This is a genomic window from Thalassoglobus neptunius (genome assembly GCF_007859735.1).
Lineage (GTDB): Bacteria > Planctomycetota > Planctomycetia > Planctomycetales > Planctomycetaceae > Thalassoglobus > Thalassoglobus neptunius.
The window spans coordinates 1,050,657-1,071,861 of record NZ_SIHI01000001.1 but is presented as its reverse complement, the minus strand read 5'-3'; the positions used below and the strand labels follow the sequence as shown (position 1 = coordinate 1,071,861).

Below are 21,205 nucleotides of genomic sequence, written 5' to 3'. Positions count from 1 at the left end.
CCATCACTCACGCGTTCCCAGACGTTGACCACTCGATCGTATTCCTTTCGCCCCCGAATTCGAGAACTCGCTCTGCCTTCCGGCATTGTAGGATCCATGTCGCGGACTCAGTCTCGGAGAATATGGTCCGTCGATTGAATGTCGATCTGGTGACCCTTCACAACTCCTCACCGAATCGTGTGGCCCAGATCCGATCGACGCCGAGTCTTCAATATCATCACTCGAAGGGCTCTCGAACGTCAGCTGACCTCCATCTCGCTTGCTCACACTGGCTGCATCAACGGACACCTCAGTCGTCCCAAGTCCTCTGGCAACCCATTCCCGTTCCGATCCGGGCCGACGACACGCCGTCACGGGATGAGGCGAAGAGTTTGCGAATCGGCCGAATCTGTACTCCCGACGAGCGAAAGTGGCCGCGAAGTCTAGTCCCTATCTACGAGCGACTTGCGGAAAACTTCCCGGACATCGAATGGGAATTCATCGGTGCCCCGGGAGCCCTCCGCGACCCGTTGCAGCGTGCTTGTCGAGACAGGGCCCGCTTCTTCACAGCGAACTTGACCGCACGCTCACATTACTGGTCGTGGCACGCACTTCTCTATCATCATCCCACCATCTCCGAATCGTTCGGCCGGACCGTCGCAGAATCGATGCGATGCGGTTCCGTTCCGATTGTCGACAGACGTGGCGGGTTTTGCGAGCAAATCGAAACCGGAGAAAACGGATTTCTGTGTGCGAGTCCGAAGGACTTTGTGGCTGCGATTCAGCAGATCCAGGACCAAAGGACTCGATCGCAATTGAGTCAAAAGGCTCAGGAATCGAGCCATGAGAAATGTTCTCTGTCGAATTTCCGCCGTAGATTTCTGGCAATCCTCAACGAGCTGAGTCTGACCGGCAGCTTCGAGAATTGATCGCCAGCAGCTTCACGGTCTCTGACTACTGGCCCGAAATCATTCCTCTTGATGAGTTCACTCATGAAGTCATGAGTTGTCCGCAGAGGATGTGTCGAGCACCTCTTTGATGAGAAGAGCGGCGTTCTGAATTGCTTCGGGTGGAATAGTGTGCGGACCACGAAATTCGAGAAATTCTGCATCCGCTCCTGATTCTCGAAAGAGATCATGCAACCACTTCGCTGCTTCGAATGGCAAAATCGGATCAGTGGTTCCATGACTCTGAAAGATCGGCAGCTTCGCCAGTGAGGGAGCCAGCGGTCGCCAGACATCTTCGTTCAGAAGCGTTCCGGACCACACAATCAACCCGGCCGGTTTCGACTCGGCATGCAACGCATAGTCCGTTGCCAACATCGATCCTTGAGAAAAACCGCCAACGACCACTCGACTGGCAGGAATTTCCAATTCGGAAGAGAGCTCTGTCACCACCTGTGTGAAGAGCGTGCGTGCGTGTGGCAATTCTGCCGGGGACTCTCTTCGCATGTCTCGAAAATCGCCGGACGTGATCGCTTGATTCAGCCGCTCCATGTCAAGATGCCACCAGGCCCGGGAGTCACCAAAACCTCCTTCTGCCAGTGAAATCGGTGCGTGCGGAAAGACAAACGTCATGCGTTCGGCATCTGCACCGAGAATCCTCTGAAAGTATTGGCCAAGTTGAACAAGATCGTCGCCGGGCGCTCCGAATCCATGGCAAAGCACGACGAGCAACTCCGTCCGACGACCCGGAAGAATATGACAATCGAGGTCACCGATTCGGCGTGTGGACAGATTGGACATCTTGATTCAGAACCTTTGCTGTATCGCTATTCGAGCACCGGAAACCATGAGACCGGTCGAGAACGTCGCGTTTCACTGACAGGTTCAACTGTAGCGTTTCGGGCAAACTTCGCGAGCAATCAATCTGCCCCATCTCCAGCAAAAAGCGATCTTTCTGATTCTTGTGCAAATCAATATGCTGGGCTTAATAGACGAACGTATCGCACTGTTGCCGAGCGATGCGTGATCGAATTTTCATCGACTGAGAGCCCGGCTGTGAAAGGAATCCTCTTCAATCTGGTCTACATTCTGGGGATCCTTTGCGCTTTGCCGTGGCTTCTTTACCGACGGTTCCGCTACGGAAAATATCGAGAAGGCTGGAGCCAGAAGCTGGGGGGAGAACTCCCGATCAGAACTTCCGACGCGAATCCGCTGATCTGGATTCACGCTGTCAGTGTAGGAGAAGTGATTCAGCTGAAACAAATCGTCGATGGGATGAGATCTCTCGATCCGTCACTGGAGTTCCTGATCACGACCACCACCGAAACAGGTTTTCAGGTCGCGAAAGAGAAGCTCGCGGGCTGTCAGGTTTCCTACTTTCCGCTCGATTTCACATGGACCGTCCGAAAGGCTCTTCAACGCGTCCGTCCCAGCATGATCGTTCTCGTCGAGCTGGAGCTTTGGCCAAACTTTCTGGCCGAAGCATCACGCTCGAAGATTCCCGTCGCTGTCATTAACGGTCGGATGAGCGATCAAAGCTTCAACGGGTATCGTAAAATTCGAAGCTTGATCAAACCGTCGCTCCAGGATCTCTCACTGGTCGCAGTTCAGTCGGAAGAGACTCGAAACCGATTCGTTGAACTCGGGAGCAGAAGTGATCTCGTTCACGTCACTGGTTCTATCAAATTTGATGGTGTGGAAATCGATCCATCCAACCCGAATGCACTGCAGCTGCGGGACTTCTTTCAACTAAAGGAATCGGAATTTGTCTGGGTCGCGGGAAGTACACAATCGCCGGAAGAAGAAATGGTCCTCGACATCTATCTGCGAGTGCTCAATCACCTTCCGAAGAGCCGGTTGATCATTGTTCCTCGACACCCGGAACGAGGCACCGAAATCGCAGAGATGATCGAGCGGCGCGGCTTCAATGTCATCCGTCGATCATCGCCTTCGCAACAACTCTTCGACGAAAGCAGGAAAGCAGTCGGGCTTCTCGACACTGTCGGTGAACTGAAGGCTTGCTGGGCATTGGCAGATGTTGCATTTGTCGGAGGAAGCTTCGGCAATCGCGGCGGACAAAATATGATCGAACCGGCCGCCCATGGAATTCCGGTCTCGTTCGGCCCCAACACTCGAAACTTTCGTCAGGTCGTCGAATTGCTCCTCAAAGCAGAGGCTGTCAAACGAGTTGCCGATGCAACTGAACTTGAAGAGTTCATAGTCCAGTCCTGCAAGAATCCGGACGAAGCTCTCGCAATGGGTGAGCGAGCCAAAGACCTCATTTCAAAACAGCAGGGAGCGACCAAAACGACGTGTCAGCTTCTGTTGAATCTATTGGGTCGCAACACAGCTGCTGCCCCCGAGCAGTCGAATGCAGCCTGAACTGACCGGTTCCACCACTCATTGCTCAGCGGGCGTATTGTCTTCGACGAACTCATATCCCATTTGCTTCAACGATGATCGAAGCTCAGGGTTTCGAAGTTCGGCCACGAAACGCTGAATCGGTCCGGATTGTCGATTCTCACGACGGACCACAAAATCGAAGTGTTCGTTTCGAATCGGAATCGTTTCGAGTCCGTAAGATTCCGCGAGAGATTGGATGGCCACTCCCCAGTCCGCTCGACCTTGAAGCACAGCTGCTGAGACTGTATTGTGAGACTTCACTTGCATCGAATACCCGGGCGGTCGATGAAGACCGGCTTCGGACATCAGGCGGTCGATGAGAATTCTCGTCCCACTTCCGGAGTTCCGATTGACCATCGACAGGTCCGGTTGCTCGGACACGATGCGGAGAAAGTTCTCACTGGTCGCTCCGGCGAAACGGTCATCATCTTTTCGAAACACGAAAGACTGCATTCGCCGATAGCCTTCGATCAACTCAAGGCTCTCATTGAGATAAGGCGTGTTGTGCTGATTGGTTTCCGGGTCATAGAGATGAATTCCCGCGAGGTCACATTCTCCGCGATCGACAGCCATCAGCCCGGCTTCACTTCCGACATGCATCACCGAAACCGCACACCCGGACTGCCTCAGCAAACTGACAACACGATCCAACCCGGCACAATGGCTGCCGATGATGACGAGTTCGTTCGTCTGAATCTCTTCGTCGATCAAACTGACTTCGACGGTTTCTCCTGCATCGAGAATCTCGACGTGCTGTGGAATGACAACGAATCCATCTGCCATGGAAAACGTCGTGACGGAACCCGACCCTTTGCCCATCGGAAAAGCCAACCGTCTCTCAGCTTCACCGAACAACCGAACGAGCACATACTCCGTTCGCCCTTTGTCAGAATGCACTCGAGTCGGAAGCCGTGCCTGAACTTTGCGTGCAGCGGTTTCCGGAGTTCCTGCAAACTGCCGAATGACAGGCGCGACAAATTCATGAAATGTGAAAATCGCTGACGTCGGAAATCCGGGTAGGATCACGACTGGCTTGCCATCGGTCACAGCCAGACAGATGGGCTTCCCCGGTTTAAGTGCAACTCCATGAGCGACGATTCCGGGGTTCGTCAGTTCTCGAACAACCTGATAAGAGAGATCGCCAGCTCCTTTGGATGTGCCACCCGACAACAGAACGAGATCGTACTGAAGCCCCTTCTGCACAATTTCCCGAAGCATCTTCTGATCGTCGCGAACGCGCCCGAGCAGTATCGGCTCTCCTCCGCACTCCTGAACAGCGGCCGAAAGGATCGCCGCGTTGGAATCGTAAACCGATCCCAACGGGAGCGGCTGCCCCGGCTCAACAACTTCATCACCGGTCGAGATGATGGCGACCTGAGGTCGTCGACGAACAGAAATTTGCTCAATTCCCAGCGAGGCAATCACACCGATTTCGCGCGACGTGATCAGTGTTCCTGCCCAGAGAACCGTTTCCCCTTTTGCGATATCGCTGCCTGCGAACGAAATCATGTTCCCCGGCGGAACGGAACGCGACACCGCAATTTGCGGAGAGACATCGGAATCGATGACATCCGTGTCTTCGATCATCACGACCGCGTCCGCACCTCGCGGAACAATTCCACCTGTTGAGATCGGCGTCGCAGTGTTCGGGCGGACAACAATTGTCGGAGCATTCCCCGGAAGCAGGGATTCTCCATTGATCACAAGAGTTGCCGGACTCTCCTCCTGAGCACTCGCTGTATCAATCGACTGGACGGCAAACCCGTCGACGTTGGAACGGTCAAATCCGGGAACATCGATCGGCGAAATAATGTCGCTCGCGAGAATGCGTCCCCGAGAGTCACCGAGACGGACGTTCTCATTTCCTAACGGTCGCAAATCGAGATGGCTGGTAAACCGCTCTTTCGCTTCATCCCGGCTGAAGACCGATAGAAACTGCTTTTGTCGGGAATCCTTCAGATACTGCGGCGCGTTGTCTGAATCTGATGAGTCCAGCGATGAATTCACGGGGTTGATTCCAGTTCTGTTTTCATCCACTTCCTGACGCGATGGTTCTCACTGTCACCGATATAGATGCTTCCATCATCTCCGAGACAGATTCCGTGTGGGCGTGCGAGCCGACAATGATTGGGCGCTCCATCCGGTCCGTCCCCTTTCATTCCGTCTCCCACGACCGTTTCAACACGATCCGTCGCGGGGCGATAGACACGAATTGTGTGACTCTCTGTATCGGCGAAAAAGACATCCCCATCCGGACTGACAGCCACTCCTTTCGGACCGGACAACTTCGCTTCTTTGGACGGAGAAGAGGTCGAATACCCTTTCTGTCCGTTTCCCGCGAGATGGTGAATTGTCATCGATTTCAGATCGATCCGATAAAGGGCGTTCCCCTCACGCAAAGCGAGATAGAGGCTGTGCTTTCCATCAAAATCGAGAGCACGCGGACCATTCAAGGGAAGGCCGGCAACATGCTCGCCATCCGGAGTCGGTTGCTTCATTCCGTTTCCCGAAAACGTTTCGATGATTCCAGTCTCCAGATCGACAATTCGAATGCGATGATTGCCGATATCGCAGATATAGAGTTTGTCCTGACCATCAAAAGAGATCGAATGCGGACGATTCATCTCTGCCTGAACAGCTTGTCCGCCATCGCCGGAGAACCCTGTCTTCCCGGTGCCAGCGACCGTCGAGATCAATCCGGTGTCGAGATCAACTTTTCGGACAACGGCATTTTGCATTTCAACGAAATACAGATCGCCGTGGGAATCGAAACGAACTTCATACGGTTCGTTGAGCTTCGCCTCCGTCGCCAACCCTCCGTCGCCCGAATAGCCTTTCTTCCCGGTCCCAGCGACCGTCGAAATTTCTCCAGACGATAGATCAATTCGACGGACGATGTGGTTATCGACTTCGCAAACGTACAACGCTCCATCGGGGCCAATCTCAACGCCGAAAGGATTTCCGACCTGCGCCTGAGCGGCGGGTCCACCATCTCCGGAATGTCCGCTCTTCCCCGTGCCAGCAATCGTCAGCACCTGGCCAGCGTCGAGGTGAGCCACACCAGACAAAACCAGGATCAACAAGAAACTCGATCGTATTTTCACTTTGCTGTTGCCTCTCATCTCTGTTGTCTTTCCTCAAGGGGAAATCCTGCTTACACAGTCCCGGTTCTACTCATTCCCAGTCAAACCAGCAAGCAGGAGCGACAGTGAATGCCAGGAAGACGGCTCTTGAAGACAACAACGATGGCGAAGTCATCGTGCGCATAAAAAAGGCCCGAGAGGATGAACTCCTCCCGGGCCTTTCGTTATTCAGTATTCAGTGTTGGAATCACAGCTTGCCGTTTTCCTGAAAGTGATTCGAACGACGGAGACCGAATCGATGTTTCTAACGGTCGGCGTTCGATGAGCAAACTTTGCGAATTCGCTCAATCCAACAGGAAGCAAACTTTAACGTCCTCCAGGATAACCGCTGGAAGATCTCGTCGTACCACGAGAACGACTGCTGGAACTTCCCGACCGTCGCTTCCTCAGAACACTTCGATCACGACGACCAGTCGCTCCCATTTCTCCGTACATTCCCATGCCGTAGCCGCCGCCACCGCCATCATAATCACCTTCTCCGCCGTAGTCTCCGTAGCCACCAGCATAAGGACCGGAAGCGACCGCGGTACGATCAAGGTAGGAATAGATTTCCTTCTGCTTCGCCATGTACTGCTGCATGTAGTCCCGTTTGCTGGCCTGTTCTGATTCGTCGTGGCGTTCGAGCATGCCGTCGCGGTTCTTCACGAGGATCTGTCCGTCGTTGCGGAACCGATCGCTGTATCCACGAGGGAGTTTCAACTGCAGCGAGGCTTCGACCAGTTCTCCGGAATGGAAATCAGAATCGATCCGCAGATCTTCGATGGCATCCACGAGATAGGTATCCGCAGTAAACGTATACTTCTCCTGCTCCATCGTCTGCTCACCGAGATCGATCACCTCTGCATCGGCTGTCCCTGCGAGGTCCTGACCTGGATGCACTTCGATCTTCTGGTTCACCATGGTGCCGTATTCGGTATCCCACTGGTAAACGTCGACCTTTGCCGTTGGCAAAACACGGGTACTTCTGGGACTGCTGACTTCGGTGAGGAAGAACATCAACTCGTCATCCACTCTCACTGGATCTGTTACGTTGCTCCAGTCAGTAGTTCGCGTTTCTCCTTCGACGACGTGTTGCAATCCACCTGCGTCAGCAATTCGCTTTCCGAAGTTTGGATTCTCCAGCACGAACCGAACTCGATACTGGTAAGACCGTCCAGGCTCGACGCTGAAATCGAAGTAGCGGAACAACAACAGCTGACCAACTGCGGAAAGCCGACCGTTGATCCATTCTTCAATTTTCTTCTTGGTTGCAGTTTCGTCTTCGGCTCCTTCAGCAATTTCGTCGACGAGTGTCTGCATGGTCGGGTTCGTCGCCGTTGACTTGTTGCGACCTCTTCCGCGCCGGTTGCTTCCTCCGAAGCTTGCTCCACCTCCGCCGTAGCCGCCGGGATATCCGCCGCCGTCATAGTCGTCGTCGTAACCGCCGCCTCCATATCCACTGCCGCCGTAGCCGCCGCCGTAACCTCCACCACCGTATGGGTTGCCATATCCCATCAACTGGCTTTGCATCTCGCCTGAATCAAACTGAAAATCGTTGAATCCACCTCTCTTGACGCGTGTCTCCACGATTTGCTTCTTTGAGTCGGCGAGCTTCTTGAGCAACGCCTCATTCATTTTCAGCTCGATCTCCATCTCCTCTTTGCTCAACACGAAGTTCTTAATTCGTTCGTGTGTCGCTGTATTGATCCAAGCACCGGAGATACGCATCGGAAGCGGCATCGTGATCACGCTGTTGGTAATCACGCTGTTGACAACATCCGGTTCAAATCCTGCAACGTTGTCCAAGACGTCGAATGCAACGTTGATGTCGACCGGTTCCCAAGGTCCCCAGGTCTTTCCATCAGGCTGAAGCATTTGACGTTCCAGCTCGAAGTCGACAATCTGGAACAGAGCGGCAGCCATCCGAGTTGATGTGTTGGTGGCTTCTGCGAACTTCTTGATCTGATCCCAAAGCGGGAAGACTGCACGGACAGCGACAAAGTGATACCCCTGTCCATTCTGTTTCGGAAGAGTCGGCCCCGCCATGCCAGGACCGCCATAGCCTCCTCCGTCATATCCGCCAGGGTACGACAAACCGTAGCTTCCGTCGTCCTCACCGTCGTATCCGCCGTTGTAGCCCAGTTCGATGGCGAGATCTCCGTAACCCGGAGCCGGTCCACCACCGTCGTAACCACCCGGATATCCGCCTCCCAATCCCCCTGCTCCAGTGGGACGTTCGGCAAGCTCATCACCGAAGATGCTGTCTTCGGGTTCTTCTTCCGTGGTCAAGGAAGCCAACTCTTCTTCTTCAGAAAGATCTTCTAGCTCATCTGCCATTCTGAGAAAGACTCGACTGGCGGTCGCGATAAGGGACTCTGGAGCATCGAGTTCCGGTTCGCGAACAGGTTCGTCCTGTCCTTCAGCCAGCTTGAACATCCGCTCGCTCAACTCCCAAGGCCGTGGATCAACGCTTGCGTAGAGAGTTCCCTCAACGATCGGATCAGTTTCAGTATCCTGAAACTTCTCACGCTCTTCTTCCGGCCATCGGTTGCCGGCAAGATTCACTTCGCCAGTGTTGACACGTTGAAGAATTTCCCCGGGAGTTCCCTGATAGGGACTCCACTGGGTTCCGACCAATCCAAGCAAAACAACCACCACCACAATCCCGAAAACAACTTTTTCGACGTGATTGATCGCGGACTTCTTGATGTCAAACTTTGCCATAATTTACCTCAACCTATTTGGTTGTAGAGTATTCGAAACTGGCTTCTCTTACTCTGTCGCACATCAATGTGCTTCGAACCTCAATGTGCGTTTTCTTCTCGACGCTCACCGGACGATGAATCAGAAATCAAAAGACTGAGAGACGAACTTGTCTCTCGACACCATCCCGACTTCTGAAACTTCCTCCGCATTCTTCTTTTGAATCAGTGTTTCACATGACTGTTCAAGAGACTCTTTGTTTTTGACGCGATCAACGACAAATCGTTCCCCGGAACTGGTCACATTTCCAAACGACGTTAAGGCTCTTCCGGAGCCGGAATATCGCCGCCTGATGTTTCCTCTGATGTTTCTGTGGTGCCGTCAGCAGGAACTGCTTCCGCCTCGACCGTTTCTTCTTCAACGGCTGATTCCGTCGCAGGAATCTCAACGGGATCGGCACTCTCTGTCGCTGGAATTTCCAGCGAGTCATCTTCTGTCGCTTCAGGAGCCAGAGTCTCTGATTCCATGACTTCCATTTCTGTTCCGTCCGTCGAAATCGTCGTATCGTCAACGACTGCTTCGCCGTCAGCGACTGTCAGTGCATCGATAATTTCCTGAGGCTGCTTGAACATCGTGATCACACCACACAGATCCAACTGAACAAGATCAGGATGGTTCATTGCTGCGGTCGCGTAAGCAGGCAAGTTCGAACTGAGATTCCCAACTCCTGGAATTCCAGCACCTTGTCCACCAGCTCCGAGGCTTCCGAATCCGCCTCCGTAGCTTCCCCCGTAACTTCCGGCATAGCCGCCGCCGTAACTTTCATCTCCATCGTAGTCACCTTCGCCGCCGTAACCGCCCATCATTCCCATGGGGCTTCCGTACATCTGCGCACCGGCACCGGCTTCGGAGAAGTAAGGGTTCTTCCCGACATGGAAACGGGTCACCCGGATTGGCCACTCAGAGTTCGCAAGCTCCACAATGAAATCCGGGATTTTGCTCTGCATGATAATGACGCTCATGTAGAACCCGCGTTCAAGGACTCGTTTTTCTTCAGAATCGGCGATGTATCTCAGCTGTTTTCCACCGGAGGCCATTCCCCCGTAACCACCACCATAGCCGGAACCGTATTCGTCGTCGTATCCGCCCGCGCTGTATCCCATGCTGGCAGTTGACGCAGAAGCCGATGCATCCGCGGATGAACCGAATTCCTGAGCGGGATCGAACGCCACGTTCACCGACATCGATGCTCCTGAGCCACCGCGATCAGATCCGTATCCTCCGCCGCCCCCGCCACCGGGACCAGGGTAACCGCTGTCATATCCACCACCGTAGCCGCTGTCATACCCGCCATATCCACCGGCAGCGGCAGGTGCTCCAGTTGGACGAGGTTCTCCCGATCCGCCGAACAATATCAGGACGTCGATTCGACGCAGGACCGCTTCAGTCACAGAGTCCTTGTCTTCATTCATTTTGCGAACAGCATCGAAGAGAAGCTCAAGAAGCCAGATATCAATCTGAGCGTTCCAGACCTGTTCTGAAGTTGCTGCAAGGCGATCGAATTGAGCAATGGGAAGTTGCGCTGCGAGGATAACTTTTTGCTGCCACGGAACGTCCGCTTCCTGGGGCATTGCTCCACGTCCGGAGAACGGAACTCCGATCGCTGCTCCACCAGCTGCGTTTCGATCGATTGGCATGACTGGTTCGACGCGTTCCTGCAGCTTCAACATCAGCTGTGAGTAGTGCCGTTTGTACGTGTCTGTAACATCGAGATCGAATCCTTCGGGATCCATAAAGATCGGAGGAACATCGTTCGCGACGACCGATGGCCAGGTCATCCGTTCCTTTTGCTTATTCCAGATCTCGACAATTGAGCTTTCAACGTTCTGCTCGTACTCCGCGTTGATCGTCGCGAGCTTTTCCTTGTAATCCTCATTCGGATCATTGGTCCCGGTCGGAATCGTCAACCCTTTCAAGGTCGATACCCGCTGTTCTGTGGCTGCCTTCAATGCTCCATTGGCAGAGAAGAACCCGTACATTGCCAGCGGCAACGTCAGCGCCCCCAGAATCCAGAATCGATTTCTGATGAGAGGTTGGAGTTTATCCATGACAACACCTTATTGATGTGACAACTGAGATTCGCAAATCAACGCGTTTCACGACTCAGACAACTGTCTAAATTGTATCAATTCACAGGAGACTCTGTGGGCCACAACAACGAACGGTTTTCATTGTTCACAGCGTACTCGCTGAATTTTCTCGCAACTCTTAAATCAGGCCTCAGATCACTTTCGTGATCTCCAGGGACCTGCTGTTCGATGGCCGAACGTTTACTCTGTCGGCGCGGGTTCTTCCGTGGCGGCCGGGGCACTCTCCAATTCTTCGAGAGGAATATCCTCGATCACTTCGTCCACCTCGACAACTTCCGCTGTGCGTTCTTCCGGTGGAATTGGCACCCAGGCGAATTGAATCTCGAAGTTGGTTTGTTCGAGTTCTTTCACACCTTCACGCGTCGTCCCTCCGGGACCGGTCGTTGGCATTGGAGAGGTCGTTCCATATCCACCACCTCCGTACCCGCTGGGACCGTAACTTCCGCTTCCGTATCCTCGAGAAGCTCCCGCTCCTCCTCGATTGTTCCCTCCAGCAAGAACTCGCGAGTTCTCAGTTGGTGGGGCTCCGGTATCTTCGATGATGATCTTTTTCGTCGGACTGAAGTCCATGATCGTGGCGTGAGAAATTCCCATCCGAGTGACATCCCGTTCCGGGAAGCCCGGTCTCTGGATGGTTGGCAGATGAAGATTCTTCAGAAGGGTATGTCGAATGTAGTTGACGGATCGTCCGCGAACCGGATCGTTCTCGTCGTGATGCCAGTGCATCCCTTTCAATGTGACGATGTATCCTTCGCCGCTTGGACCAGTTTCACGCTGGTCGGCAGGAATCATCGACTTCTGCGGTCCCGTCAGTCCGGCATACCAGGTGGCGACATCAGCCACGCGATCGGTACTGAACTCGATCAATGAAATCTGATTGCGGAGTTCGATTTCTTCTGGCTCTTCCCCTTCATCACGAGGAAGGCAATCGATGACGGCGTCGTACAGTTCCAACCATTGAACGTCACGTCGACCATCGATTAATCCGGTGAGGCGCTCACCTGTCGCGGTGTAACGACCGACTTCCGAGTCATAGCTTGATTTCAGGCTGTTGACTTTCGAGTTAAAATCGTTGGCTTTCTTCTCAGCCTCGGCGAAATCATCGGTGTGAACGGTTTGATAAGAGACAGCGTTCCCGACGGTTGCCAGTGAGAAGCCCAGAAGCATTGTTGCTGCGGTCGCGACTGCCCAAGGTTTTTTCTTTCGAATCATCCGGGCCTGAGTGATCTCTGGCGGCAGCAGTGTCGTTTGGATGCGTGAGACACCCAGCGACTGCAAACAGAGACCGTACGGAACCGCGAAGCTGAGGATGTTCTCGGCGAACATTGGAGAGTTCAGCACTGCATCGCCAGCGAGTGCGTTGAACGTTTCCGGACGTTCGACTTCGTATTGCAGGTTCTGTTGCAGAAACTTCTGAAGACCGGCGAGCTTGAAGCCATTCCCCAGCCCAATGACTTTCTCAATCTTCGCAGTCCGATTCACACTTGAGAAATAGCCGATCGAACGCTGAATTTCTGAAACGTAATCATTGAAGACGGGTCGCAGCGCCTGAAAGACCGCCCGAGGATCGGGAGACTTCGTCGCGTTGCACTTCAGATGCTCTGCTTTCGCGAAGCTGAGCTTCATTTCTTTCGTCAACGCCCGTGTGAAATGATTTCCGCCAATCGGGACATTTCGAATCCAGACGTTGTAACCGTTCGTCACCATTAGAGTGGTGTTGTCGCAGCCCATATCCAGCACGATGTAATGCTCTTCACCAGCATCACCTTCAGTGTCGGAACGAATTCCCATTTCATCGACGCTTACGAAGTTGTAAAGCGCCAGTGGGGCGATCTGAATCAGATCGAGCTCCACCTTGTTGTTCGTGAAGGGACGCATGTGCTGATAAACCTGATCGCGTTTCATCGCGAACAGTCCAACTTCAGCATCCAGCAGGAACCCGCCTTCTTCTGCTCCAGCACCGAGCGGTTGATAATCCCAAATCACGTCTTCGAGCGCGAAGGGAATTTGCTGACGAGCTTCGTACTTGACGATTTCGTGGAGCTTCCCTGCTTCGACAGGAGGAAGCTGAATGAATCTCGCCAGAGCGGATTGACCGGGAACGCTGATTCCAACGTGATCTCCGGTCAAATCGTTCCGAGACAGAAACGTTTGCATCGCTTCTGGGACGATCTCTTCGGGAATCGCATCCGGCTGCGAAAGAATCTTTGGAAACGGAATGTAATCGAACGCCTCAGCCACAACCTGATTGGCACTCTCGATATAGCGAACCTTTAACGCCTTCAGGCCAGCCTGGCCGATGTCAATTCCCCACGCTGCTTTTGGTTCTGCCATTCAATTACTCTCCAAGATAACTAACTCCGAAAGCCTGATCAGTTCAGAAAAGTACTGGCCACACTGAACGGTGATCCGACGCAATCTTTGCGAATCTCAAGTTGAGATCCGCATCCGAAATGTGTGAAAGGAATTCTATCTCTCACACCCAATGACCGACTACTCCTGCGGAGCAAAAACATGCAATCAACACAACACTCGACTCATGAAACAGAACTCAAACGAATAGAGTTCCATCTCGATCCGAAATGCCACACCGCTGATGTCATGTCAAATTGAATTGACGTTCTGAAACGAACCGAAGTGATGAATTGATCATAATTTATGCGAAACGTTCATCATCCGCAAAGGTGAAACGATGAAATCGCCAAAAGTGCTCGCTCATCGATTCACACTGACATGTGAAGACTTCCCCTTCAAGATGGGCAGCAGAAAGGGACCTTTCAGTCAATTCTCGGCTGCACAACTCGAAAAAGTCGACTCCTCACAGAAATTCGACGCCCGTGGTTCAGAAAAGTTTCAAAAAACTCATTCAAATTTTTCGACCGGTCCACGAACTACAAACTTCTTGACACTCAGAATGCGCACAGACGTGCCATCCCGTTCGGAGCAATCGTCATCTCCCCGAAATTCCTCAGCTGTTAGTGGAACTCCGCCCAGCGTGACCACGCGTAGGTCCACTCCATCCACAGTCTCATCACAGACCACAAGCTGCGCATTTTCGTTAACTGAGTCTGATCGAGCTTCGTCTGACTGATCGCAGACTGTTGGGCAGCCTGTTGCAATCCCCAACGTGCTGACAACACCGCACACAACCCATGCTCCGAAAGGTCCGGATCGGCGTCTTCCTGAACAAGCCCCGCCTTCTCTGCTTCCACGAACAAATCAAACAATTGCGACCGGGCGGGATCAACTTCCAGTGGCTTTTGATTCTCTTCGCAATGTGAAATGATGGCGTCAATCTGATTGACCAATCGATCGTAGATCAGCTGCTTTGACGTCGAATCGTCAGACATTTGTATCCTGCAATGCTATTTTAGAATGGAAACTGGCGACGGAAAACGGCTTGGGAATCCGTTCCTCCGCAATGACTCATCGTCCCATCCACAATTTCATTGTCAATACACCGGAAACACGTTCCGCGTCCCGCTCCCGATAGAAACACCGACCTGGCAAGCACTCATGCAGCAGCCACCCTCTTTTCGTGACGTCAGAATGTCGGGATTTCGAGACAGAAACTCGGTCGCTGAAGCGTGGGAATGGATCGACTCGCAAAGCTCTTCGTTCCCACAAGTCTCCGAAACAGTGCCACTGTCATCCGCCTACGGACGCTGGGCAGCGACAACAATTACTTCGCCAATCAACGTTCCCCCATTCGACCGTTCTGCCATGGACGGATTCGCTGTCATCGCTGACGACACAACTGGAGCCACCAATTTTCAGCCGACGACAATGCGAATTGTTGGCCACTCTTACCCCGGGACCCCATGCACGATCTCACTCAAGTCAGGCGAGTGCGTACAAATTATGACGGGTGCCCCAATCCCCGAAGGGGCAGATGCGGTTGTCCCCATTGAATATGTCGACGTCTCCTCCGACCGAATTCGCGTCACAACGACAGTCGGCCCGATGAAAAACATTGGGCGAATTGGTGAAGACCTCAAAGTTGGTGACGCAGTCATCCAACAGGGACAATTCCTCCGACCGCAAGACGTTGCGGTCCTGGCATCGATTGGTGCCCCGGAAGTCTCCGTTCTGCTTCCGCCACGCGTTCGAATTATCGTCACCGGAAACGAACTCGTTCAGCCGGGGACCGATCTTCCGGACCATCAGATCTATGAAGCGAACTCATTCCTGCTTCGAGGAGCTGTCACTCGCGATGGAGGGCAGATTGAGTCGATTCAATTCGTCGCGGACGATCCTCAATCGATTCGAGCAGCCCTCGAGCAATCCGGTGCAGACATCATCCTGATCAGCGGGGGCTCAAGCGTGGGGGCGGAAGACTATGCTCCCCAGCTCGTTGCAGACCTCGGAGAATTGCCGATCCACGGGATTCGCATGCGGCCGTCCAGCCCGACTGGCATGGGAAGAATTGAGTCAACCGTCATCTTCCTGCTCCCGGGAAACCCGGTTTCCTGCATGTGTGCTTACGACTTTTTCGCAGGTCGGTTCCTTCGCAAGCTGTGCAACGACACCCGAGACTGGCCGTTCCCAGCAACAATCGGGGAGCTGGCCAAAAAGGTTTCATCGCCTCTTGGCCGCACGGACTACTGCCGGGCCCAACTGCGAGGAAACCAAATTCACCCTCTGGCAATCAGTGGTGCGTCCATCCTTTCTTCCACAACCCGCGCGGACGGATTTTTTATCATCCCGGAAGAGTCTGAAGGCTTCTCGTCCGGAACTCGCGTCCCAATCTACATTTACGACGACCGACGCAGTCCGCAAAGAGTTTCAAATCCACAACCTGACATTGTTTGACTTCATTTGAAGAAGAGGTTAGGATGCGCGATTCCTCTGCGGTCGCAGTACGCCTCAATCACTGGAGAATTTTCACGTGGCGGAAATTGTTGTAAAAGAAATTTTGGAAGCTGGTGTTCACTTCGGTCACAAGACGAGCAAGTGGAACCCAAAAATGCGCCCATACATCTATGGGAAGCGAAACAACATCCACATTATCGATCTCAAAGAGACGATTCGCGGACTCGTTCGGGCGCAGAAATATTTGTACAAGGTCGCTGCTCAAGGCAGTCTGATCCTGTTTGTTGGAACAAAACGACAGGCCGTCGACATCGTCAGCAAAGTTGCTGAAGACTGCGGAATGCCATACTGCACAGAACGCTGGTTGGGTGGAACTCTCACCAACTTCCGTACTGTCCGCAGCCGCCTGAAGCGACTTGAAGAACTCGAAGCTCTCGACAAGAGCGGCGAACTGTCGACCTACTCGAAGAAGCAGCAATCGCGACTTCGCCGGGAACTCGACAAGATTCAACGCAACCTCGGCGGCATCCGAGACATGAACCGTCTCCCGGAAGCAGTCGTGATCGTTGATCCTTCAAAAGAACACAACTGCATTCACGAGTGCAAAATCCTCGGAATCAAGACGGTCGCCCTGATCGATACCGATTCTGATCCTGATACTGTCGACCTTCCGATTCCCGGAAACGATGACAGCATCCGATCGATCCGAATCATTCTGAGCTACCTCGGAAACTCGATCAAACAGGCACGTGGATCACAGCCTCAAAAGCAGGACCCAGCACCTGGCGATGAGCCAAAAGCGGTTCCGTCGATCCAAGGCTGATCACAGCAGTTGAGTGCTTCACTCTCTGAGTGAACGACTCCTGCAGATGAATCCAAAACGACCCCGAAGGCACAACTCAGCCTTCGGGGTCGTTTTCGTTTGTCCAGCATTCCGTAGCGATTGCCAGTCGCCGCGAAGCACAACTCACGAGCCTCTCGACACTCGCTACTGAACGCAACTCCAGATACTAATCGCGACGCAAGCTACTGAACCGAGAGCAAGTAGGAAATCAGGTCTTTCATTTCCGGAACCGAGATCACCTTTTCGAGCCCCTCCGGCATGAGCGACGTCCCCGTGCTGGTCAGTTCATCAATTTCATCGACCGCGATCCGATCTTCAATCCCTTCGGCTCGTCGCAAGGTCAGGCTCGTCGCAGACTCATCCGCGATCAACCCTGTATGTGTTCGCCCCTGCTCAGTAATCGCGAGGTAATTCACGAACTGCGGATTCACCTCGCGATTCGGATCAAGAACGTTGAACAAGATTGCCTGAGCCCCTCGATTCTTCATCGCTCCGAGATGCGGCCCCACTTCGACTCCAACTCCGCCGAGACGATGACAAGCCGCACAGTGCTTCACAAACACGCCTTGCCCGAGAGCCGGATTGCCTCCCGCATCGAGGGCTTCGGAATAGTCCGCGATCACCTGCGCTCGACTTGACGAAGGACTTCGTTGAAGAATCGCCTTCGCACGGTCAGCGACTTCCGGTTGCCCGGACCGCACCACAGACTCCAATCGAACTCTACTGAGCGTTGCGGGTGAAACGTCGCCAGCATCGATCGCGTCAAAGAGAATCTCAGCACCGCGGGCGTCACGAAAAAGAACTTCTTCAGCCTGCTGACGAAACCCGGGGCTCCACGACACCCAGTGAGCAACAATCGCCTTCGCAGTCTGCCGAAAATCAATAATGGAACTCGCGTCAAGAATCGCGACTTTCATCCGATTCGGCACCGAGGAATTCAACTCCCCAAGCAATCGTGACGCGTCTGCGGGATCGTGACTCAGCTGCAAATTGTTGATGGCTCGAACACGGTCCTCAAGTGTTGCATTCGCATCGAACGCGACCTCTCGCGACCGAGAAATCACACGAGATGCCAACCGGTCAACGGCTCCACCTGACGTACGATCTCGAAGCGATGGATTGGAGTTCAAGACAACTTCGAGCACCTTTTCCTGAACCGTTCCAGCATCGTTGACATTCTCAACAAACTGCTCGACACAAGCTTCGATCGCCTCGCGAGACTCCGTTCGACTCACAATCTCCATCACCATTCCGAGACAATCCGGCGCATGCGAACGTGCGAGAAATTCTTTGTCTTCAATCAACGTTGAGAACAGTTCTGTCGCGCCGCGATTGATTGAACTGGCCATCGCGAGACGCATCCACGAGTCGTCGCCATCTCGAAGACAGAGCTGATGCAAAATCGCAATCTTGTCTCTCTGACTAAGTTGCCCAGCAGTGTAGGCGAGTTCATAGCGAACCCAGGCGTCTTCGTCGTCAGTCATCATCGCAAGCTGACCACCAAGCTGACGAATGTTCGGATTCCATCGAGTCCTGCGAAGCGTAGCTTCGCGAACTCTTGCGTCAGCATCTTCGAGGAGATGAGAAATCACTTCGGGAGAAAGCTTTCCCTGACTCTCAAGCAACGACATCGCATGAATTCGCCCCAACGCGTTTTCACCAGTGCGAGCTTTCTCTTCGAGTAATCCAACGACTTCGGCGTCGTTTCTCTCGCTCAGCAGCCTGCTGGCCGTTTCACGATGCCATGCATTCGAATGCCCCAGGTACGAAACCAGCTCAGCCGAGGAAAGATCTCCAAGTCGAAACACCCGCTCTGATCTTTCTGCCCCCGAAGCAGCCTCATTAACCGAACAGATTCGATAGAGCCGACCATGGTCACGGCCACTCGTCAAATCGAGATGCTGTTTAATCTCCGGAGGAAGACTCTTCGGATGTTCGATCGTTTCGCGATACATATCTAACACGTAAAGGTTGCCATCCGGGGAATTCGCAAACTGAACAGGCCGGAACCAGACATCCGTCGACCGCACGAATTCCCGCTCCTGATCAATCCTGCGAGCAGAGATCGAAAGGCCATTCGCAATCACTTTTTTTCGATGAACGATGTTGCTTCCCACATCCCCGATGATGAGAGTCCCGAGTTCCTTTTCTCCCCACGCATCACCTCGGTAAACGGTAATCCCTGTCGCTCCGGTGAAGTAACCCGCCGGACGGCCTCCTCCTTCGACAGGTCCTGAAACCTGTCCTGAGACGCGCAATCGTGTTCGAACAATGCGCCACGGTTCGACAGGACTGATTCGAAACACAGGTGCCTGCCCTCCATCATCCGCGACTCGAACGCGCGGCCCCGCCATTGTGTATGCCGGATTCCGTGAGATATCTCGATCCTGATACATCACCATCTGTGCATGATCACTGTTCGAGCAGACGTACTTCCGACCATAATTGTCAAAGCTCATTCCATGCTGAGCCCCTCCACTCTCCGCCTTGAGATCAAGCTTGATCGGGTCGAAGGAAAAGTCTCTCCCACGAAGCTGAATTCCGGTGTCTTCAGCGGCATCCGCTCGCCTCACGATTCCGCCTGACGAACTTGTCGCCCCATGAATGCGATTGTCGAGGCCCCATCGAAAGGAATTCACAAGCCCTTGCACATTCGATCTTCCGAATCCCGTGAAGACGACTCGCCGTTCATCCGCTTGGCCGTCGTCGTTATTGTCCCTTAAGAAAAGAATCTCCGGGGCTGCTCCGACGAAAACTCCCCCTTGCGAACAGATAATCGCCGTCGGCCAAGAGAGATCTTCGGCAAAGACGGAACTCTCATCGAACACGCCATCCTCGTCACTGTCAGTAAGCACGACCACTCGCCCGAGTTGTTCATGCTCCTGCTCCGAGTAGTCTCGCATTTCGACAACGAAGAGTCGGCCGTCTTCGTCAAAAGACATCGCGACCGGATCCGTCACCAGTGGCTCCGCTGCCACCTGTTCAATCCGAAACCCGTCGACAACTTCCAAACTACGCAATGCTTCTTCGGGCTCCTTCCCAGGAATCCGCGGCAGTTCCGCCGAATAGTCAATCCCGCGAACTGGAGTATGACTCAATGCCTGATCCAGAAAGGCGTAAGCTTCCTGCCGAATCTCTGTCGGGAAATCATGATCGCATTCGGGATACCGGACGACGACATTGCCTGTCGCGTCAAACATGGAATACACACCCAGAATCAACGGAACGGATGCTTTCACACCCTCCACGGAAAAGTTGTCATCCTCCAAAGGGCTGCTTGAAAAGAATGGCCGGGGTGCAAGAGCGGCGATTACCTCATGAAGATCAAACGGGACCTCATTCGAGTCACCGTGATACTTCGACTGAATCAGCGGCATATAGCGATCGCTCGTCCATCCTGTTAAATCTCCGCCTTTATAGAATGGAAACGGAGTCCAGCCGCAGCTTGTGACAACAGCCTGAATCCGATCATCGAAAGCAGCTGCAAAGATTGCGTTGTGACCACCCAACGAGTGTCCTAAAACTCCAATCCGGTCCTTATCAACCTGCGGAACATGATCGACTAAAAAATCAACACATCGTAGATGATTATAAATCCCCTTCATTGTCCCAGACAGATAATCGCCTGAATTAAATTCGTATTGATAATCGCCGAACGAAGGATAGTCTGGTGCGAGAACAATATAACCTCGCCGAGCGAGTTCGACGGCGTATTGCCGATTGGGACGCGGACCCTCGCCAGCGACAATTCTCTTCCCGAGCGGTCCAGTTGGATGAAGAGCAAGCACGGCCGGAAACTTCCCGAGCGTGTCCTCTCCCGCCTGTCCGGAATCGTCATTCAGGGCGGAAGTGGGAAGATAGAGATCGGCCTTGAGAAAATCGTTCGGTTCGACTTTCAACTGAACGGTTTGGCGGCGGAATCCATCTCCTTCCACAGCATCTTCGTAGCGAATCTCAAGGTCTTGCAGGTCTGTCCGATCAGGGAGTTCTCCCATCACTTCCTGCATATTGCTCAGAATTTCCTGTCGCTTTTCCTCCCACTCCTCCAGCGACTTCACAGTCCTGCCATTTTCCCCAGCCACAATAGTAAGAGGATTGCGAAGCCCTCCCTTTCCTTGAGCATTTGCAAGTTCCTGTGCATAAGTGCAATTGAGCAAAACGCAACACGCAAACAACTGCCAAACAAACAACTGCCAAACAAACAACTGCCAAACAAACAACTGCCAAACAAACAACTTCATCAATCTT

At 53.3% G+C, this 21,205-nt stretch carries 12 protein-coding genes; 4 read left to right on the top strand and 8 right to left on the bottom strand.

The window, feature by feature from the left end; genetic code table 11:
- The first annotated feature begins 122 nt into the window (after positions 1-122).
- Positions 123-908 carry a glycosyltransferase gene (locus KOR42_RS04330; protein WP_197440852.1) on the top strand — a complete coding sequence of 262 codons (786 nt, stop codon included), beginning with the start codon at positions 123-125 and terminating at the stop codon, positions 906-908.
- Positions 909-977: 69 nt separating this feature from the next.
- Here KOR42_RS04330 and KOR42_RS04325 read toward each other — a convergent pair whose 3' ends face one another.
- Complete coding sequence (locus KOR42_RS04325; protein ID WP_146507376.1) at positions 978-1,724, bottom strand: alpha/beta hydrolase; 747 nt, start codon at positions 1,722-1,724, stop codon at positions 978-980.
- A 222-nt stretch (positions 1,725-1,946) separates the two neighbouring features.
- Here KOR42_RS04325 and KOR42_RS04320 point away from each other — a divergent pair, with 222 nt between their 5' ends.
- Positions 1,947-3,305 (top strand): 3-deoxy-D-manno-octulosonic acid transferase, encoded by a 1,359-nt coding sequence (locus KOR42_RS04320; protein WP_197440851.1) that lies wholly within the window; start codon positions 1,947-1,949, stop codon positions 3,303-3,305.
- An 18-nt stretch (positions 3,306-3,323) separates the two neighbouring features.
- On the opposite strand, the gene KOR42_RS04315 is transcribed toward KOR42_RS04320, so the two are convergent.
- From KOR42_RS04315 to KOR42_RS04290, 6 genes are all read right to left on the bottom strand, one after another.
- Positions 3,324-5,333, bottom strand: coding sequence for a molybdopterin biosynthesis protein (locus KOR42_RS04315; protein WP_197440850.1), 2,010 nt, complete (start codon positions 5,331-5,333; stop codon positions 3,324-3,326).
- The gene (locus KOR42_RS04310) at positions 5,330-6,448 is read right to left on the bottom strand and encodes an NHL repeat-containing protein (protein ID WP_146507374.1); all 1,119 of its coding nucleotides are present in this window, start codon (positions 6,446-6,448) and stop codon (positions 5,330-5,332) included. The genes KOR42_RS04315 and KOR42_RS04310 overlap by 4 nt, the downstream gene beginning before the upstream one ends.
- Positions 6,449-6,775: 327 nt before the next feature.
- Entirely contained in the window at positions 6,776-9,172 is a 2,397-nt protein-coding gene (locus KOR42_RS26435) for a hypothetical protein (RefSeq protein WP_197440849.1), read from the bottom strand.
- A gap of 296 nt (positions 9,173-9,468) precedes the next feature.
- Positions 9,469-11,259: a hypothetical protein gene (locus KOR42_RS04300; protein ID WP_146507373.1), complete on the bottom strand. Its 1,791-nt coding sequence runs from the start codon at positions 11,257-11,259 to the stop codon at positions 9,469-9,471.
- Positions 11,260-11,481: 222 nt separating this feature from the next.
- Positions 11,482-13,635 (bottom strand): type IV pilus assembly protein PilM, encoded by a 2,154-nt coding sequence (pilM, locus tag KOR42_RS04295; protein ID WP_146507372.1) that lies wholly within the window; start codon positions 13,633-13,635, stop codon positions 11,482-11,484.
- 641 nt (positions 13,636-14,276) lie between these two features.
- A complete protein-coding gene (locus tag KOR42_RS04290) occupies positions 14,277-14,651 on the bottom strand; it encodes a hypothetical protein (RefSeq protein WP_146507371.1) in 375 nt (124 codons plus the stop codon).
- A 199-nt stretch (positions 14,652-14,850) separates the two neighbouring features.
- Between KOR42_RS04290 and KOR42_RS04285 the strand changes: the two genes are divergently transcribed.
- Both KOR42_RS04285 and rpsB read left to right on the top strand, forming a co-directional pair.
- Positions 14,851-16,113, top strand: a complete 1,263-nt coding sequence (locus KOR42_RS04285; RefSeq protein WP_146507370.1) for a molybdopterin molybdotransferase MoeA — start codon at positions 14,851-14,853, stop codon at positions 16,111-16,113.
- 76 nt (positions 16,114-16,189) lie between these two features.
- Positions 16,190-16,936 carry a 30S ribosomal protein S2 gene (gene rpsB, locus KOR42_RS04280; RefSeq protein WP_146507369.1) on the top strand — a complete coding sequence of 249 codons (747 nt, stop codon included), beginning with the start codon at positions 16,190-16,192 and terminating at the stop codon, positions 16,934-16,936.
- A gap of 203 nt (positions 16,937-17,139) precedes the next feature.
- Here rpsB and KOR42_RS04275 read toward each other — a convergent pair whose 3' ends face one another.
- The gene (locus tag KOR42_RS04275; RefSeq protein ID WP_146507368.1) at positions 17,140-21,198 is read right to left on the bottom strand and encodes a PVC-type heme-binding CxxCH protein; all 4,059 of its coding nucleotides are present in this window, start codon (positions 21,196-21,198) and stop codon (positions 17,140-17,142) included.
- Positions 21,199-21,205 lie beyond the last annotated feature (7 nt).

Bases quoted from the DNA above. Each gene is read 5' to 3' on its own strand.
- KOR42_RS04330 (WP_197440852.1), top strand. From the start codon at position 123: ATGGTCCGTCGATTGAATGTCGATCTGGTGACCCTTCACAACTCCTCA.
- KOR42_RS04325 (WP_146507376.1), bottom strand. From the start codon at position 1,724: ATGTCCAATCTGTCCACACGCCGAATCGGTGACCTCGATTGTCATATT.
- KOR42_RS04310 (WP_146507374.1), bottom strand. From the start codon at position 6,448: ATGAGAGGCAACAGCAAAGTGAAAATACGATCGAGTTTCTTGTTGATC.
- KOR42_RS26435 (WP_197440849.1), bottom strand. From the start codon at position 9,172: ATGGCAAAGTTTGACATCAAGAAGTCCGCGATCAATCACGTCGAAAAA.
- KOR42_RS04300 (WP_146507373.1), bottom strand. From the start codon at position 11,259: ATGGATAAACTCCAACCTCTCATCAGAAATCGATTCTGGATTCTGGGG.
- pilM (WP_146507372.1), bottom strand. From the start codon at position 13,635: ATGGCAGAACCAAAAGCAGCGTGGGGAATTGACATCGGCCAGGCTGGC.
- KOR42_RS04290 (WP_146507371.1), bottom strand. From the start codon at position 14,651: ATGTCTGACGATTCGACGTCAAAGCAGCTGATCTACGATCGATTGGTC.
- KOR42_RS04285 (WP_146507370.1), top strand. From the start codon at position 14,851: ATGTCGGGATTTCGAGACAGAAACTCGGTCGCTGAAGCGTGGGAATGG.
- KOR42_RS04275 (WP_146507368.1), bottom strand. From the start codon at position 21,198: ATGAAGTTGTTTGTTTGGCAGTTGTTTGTTTGGCAGTTGTTTGTTTGG.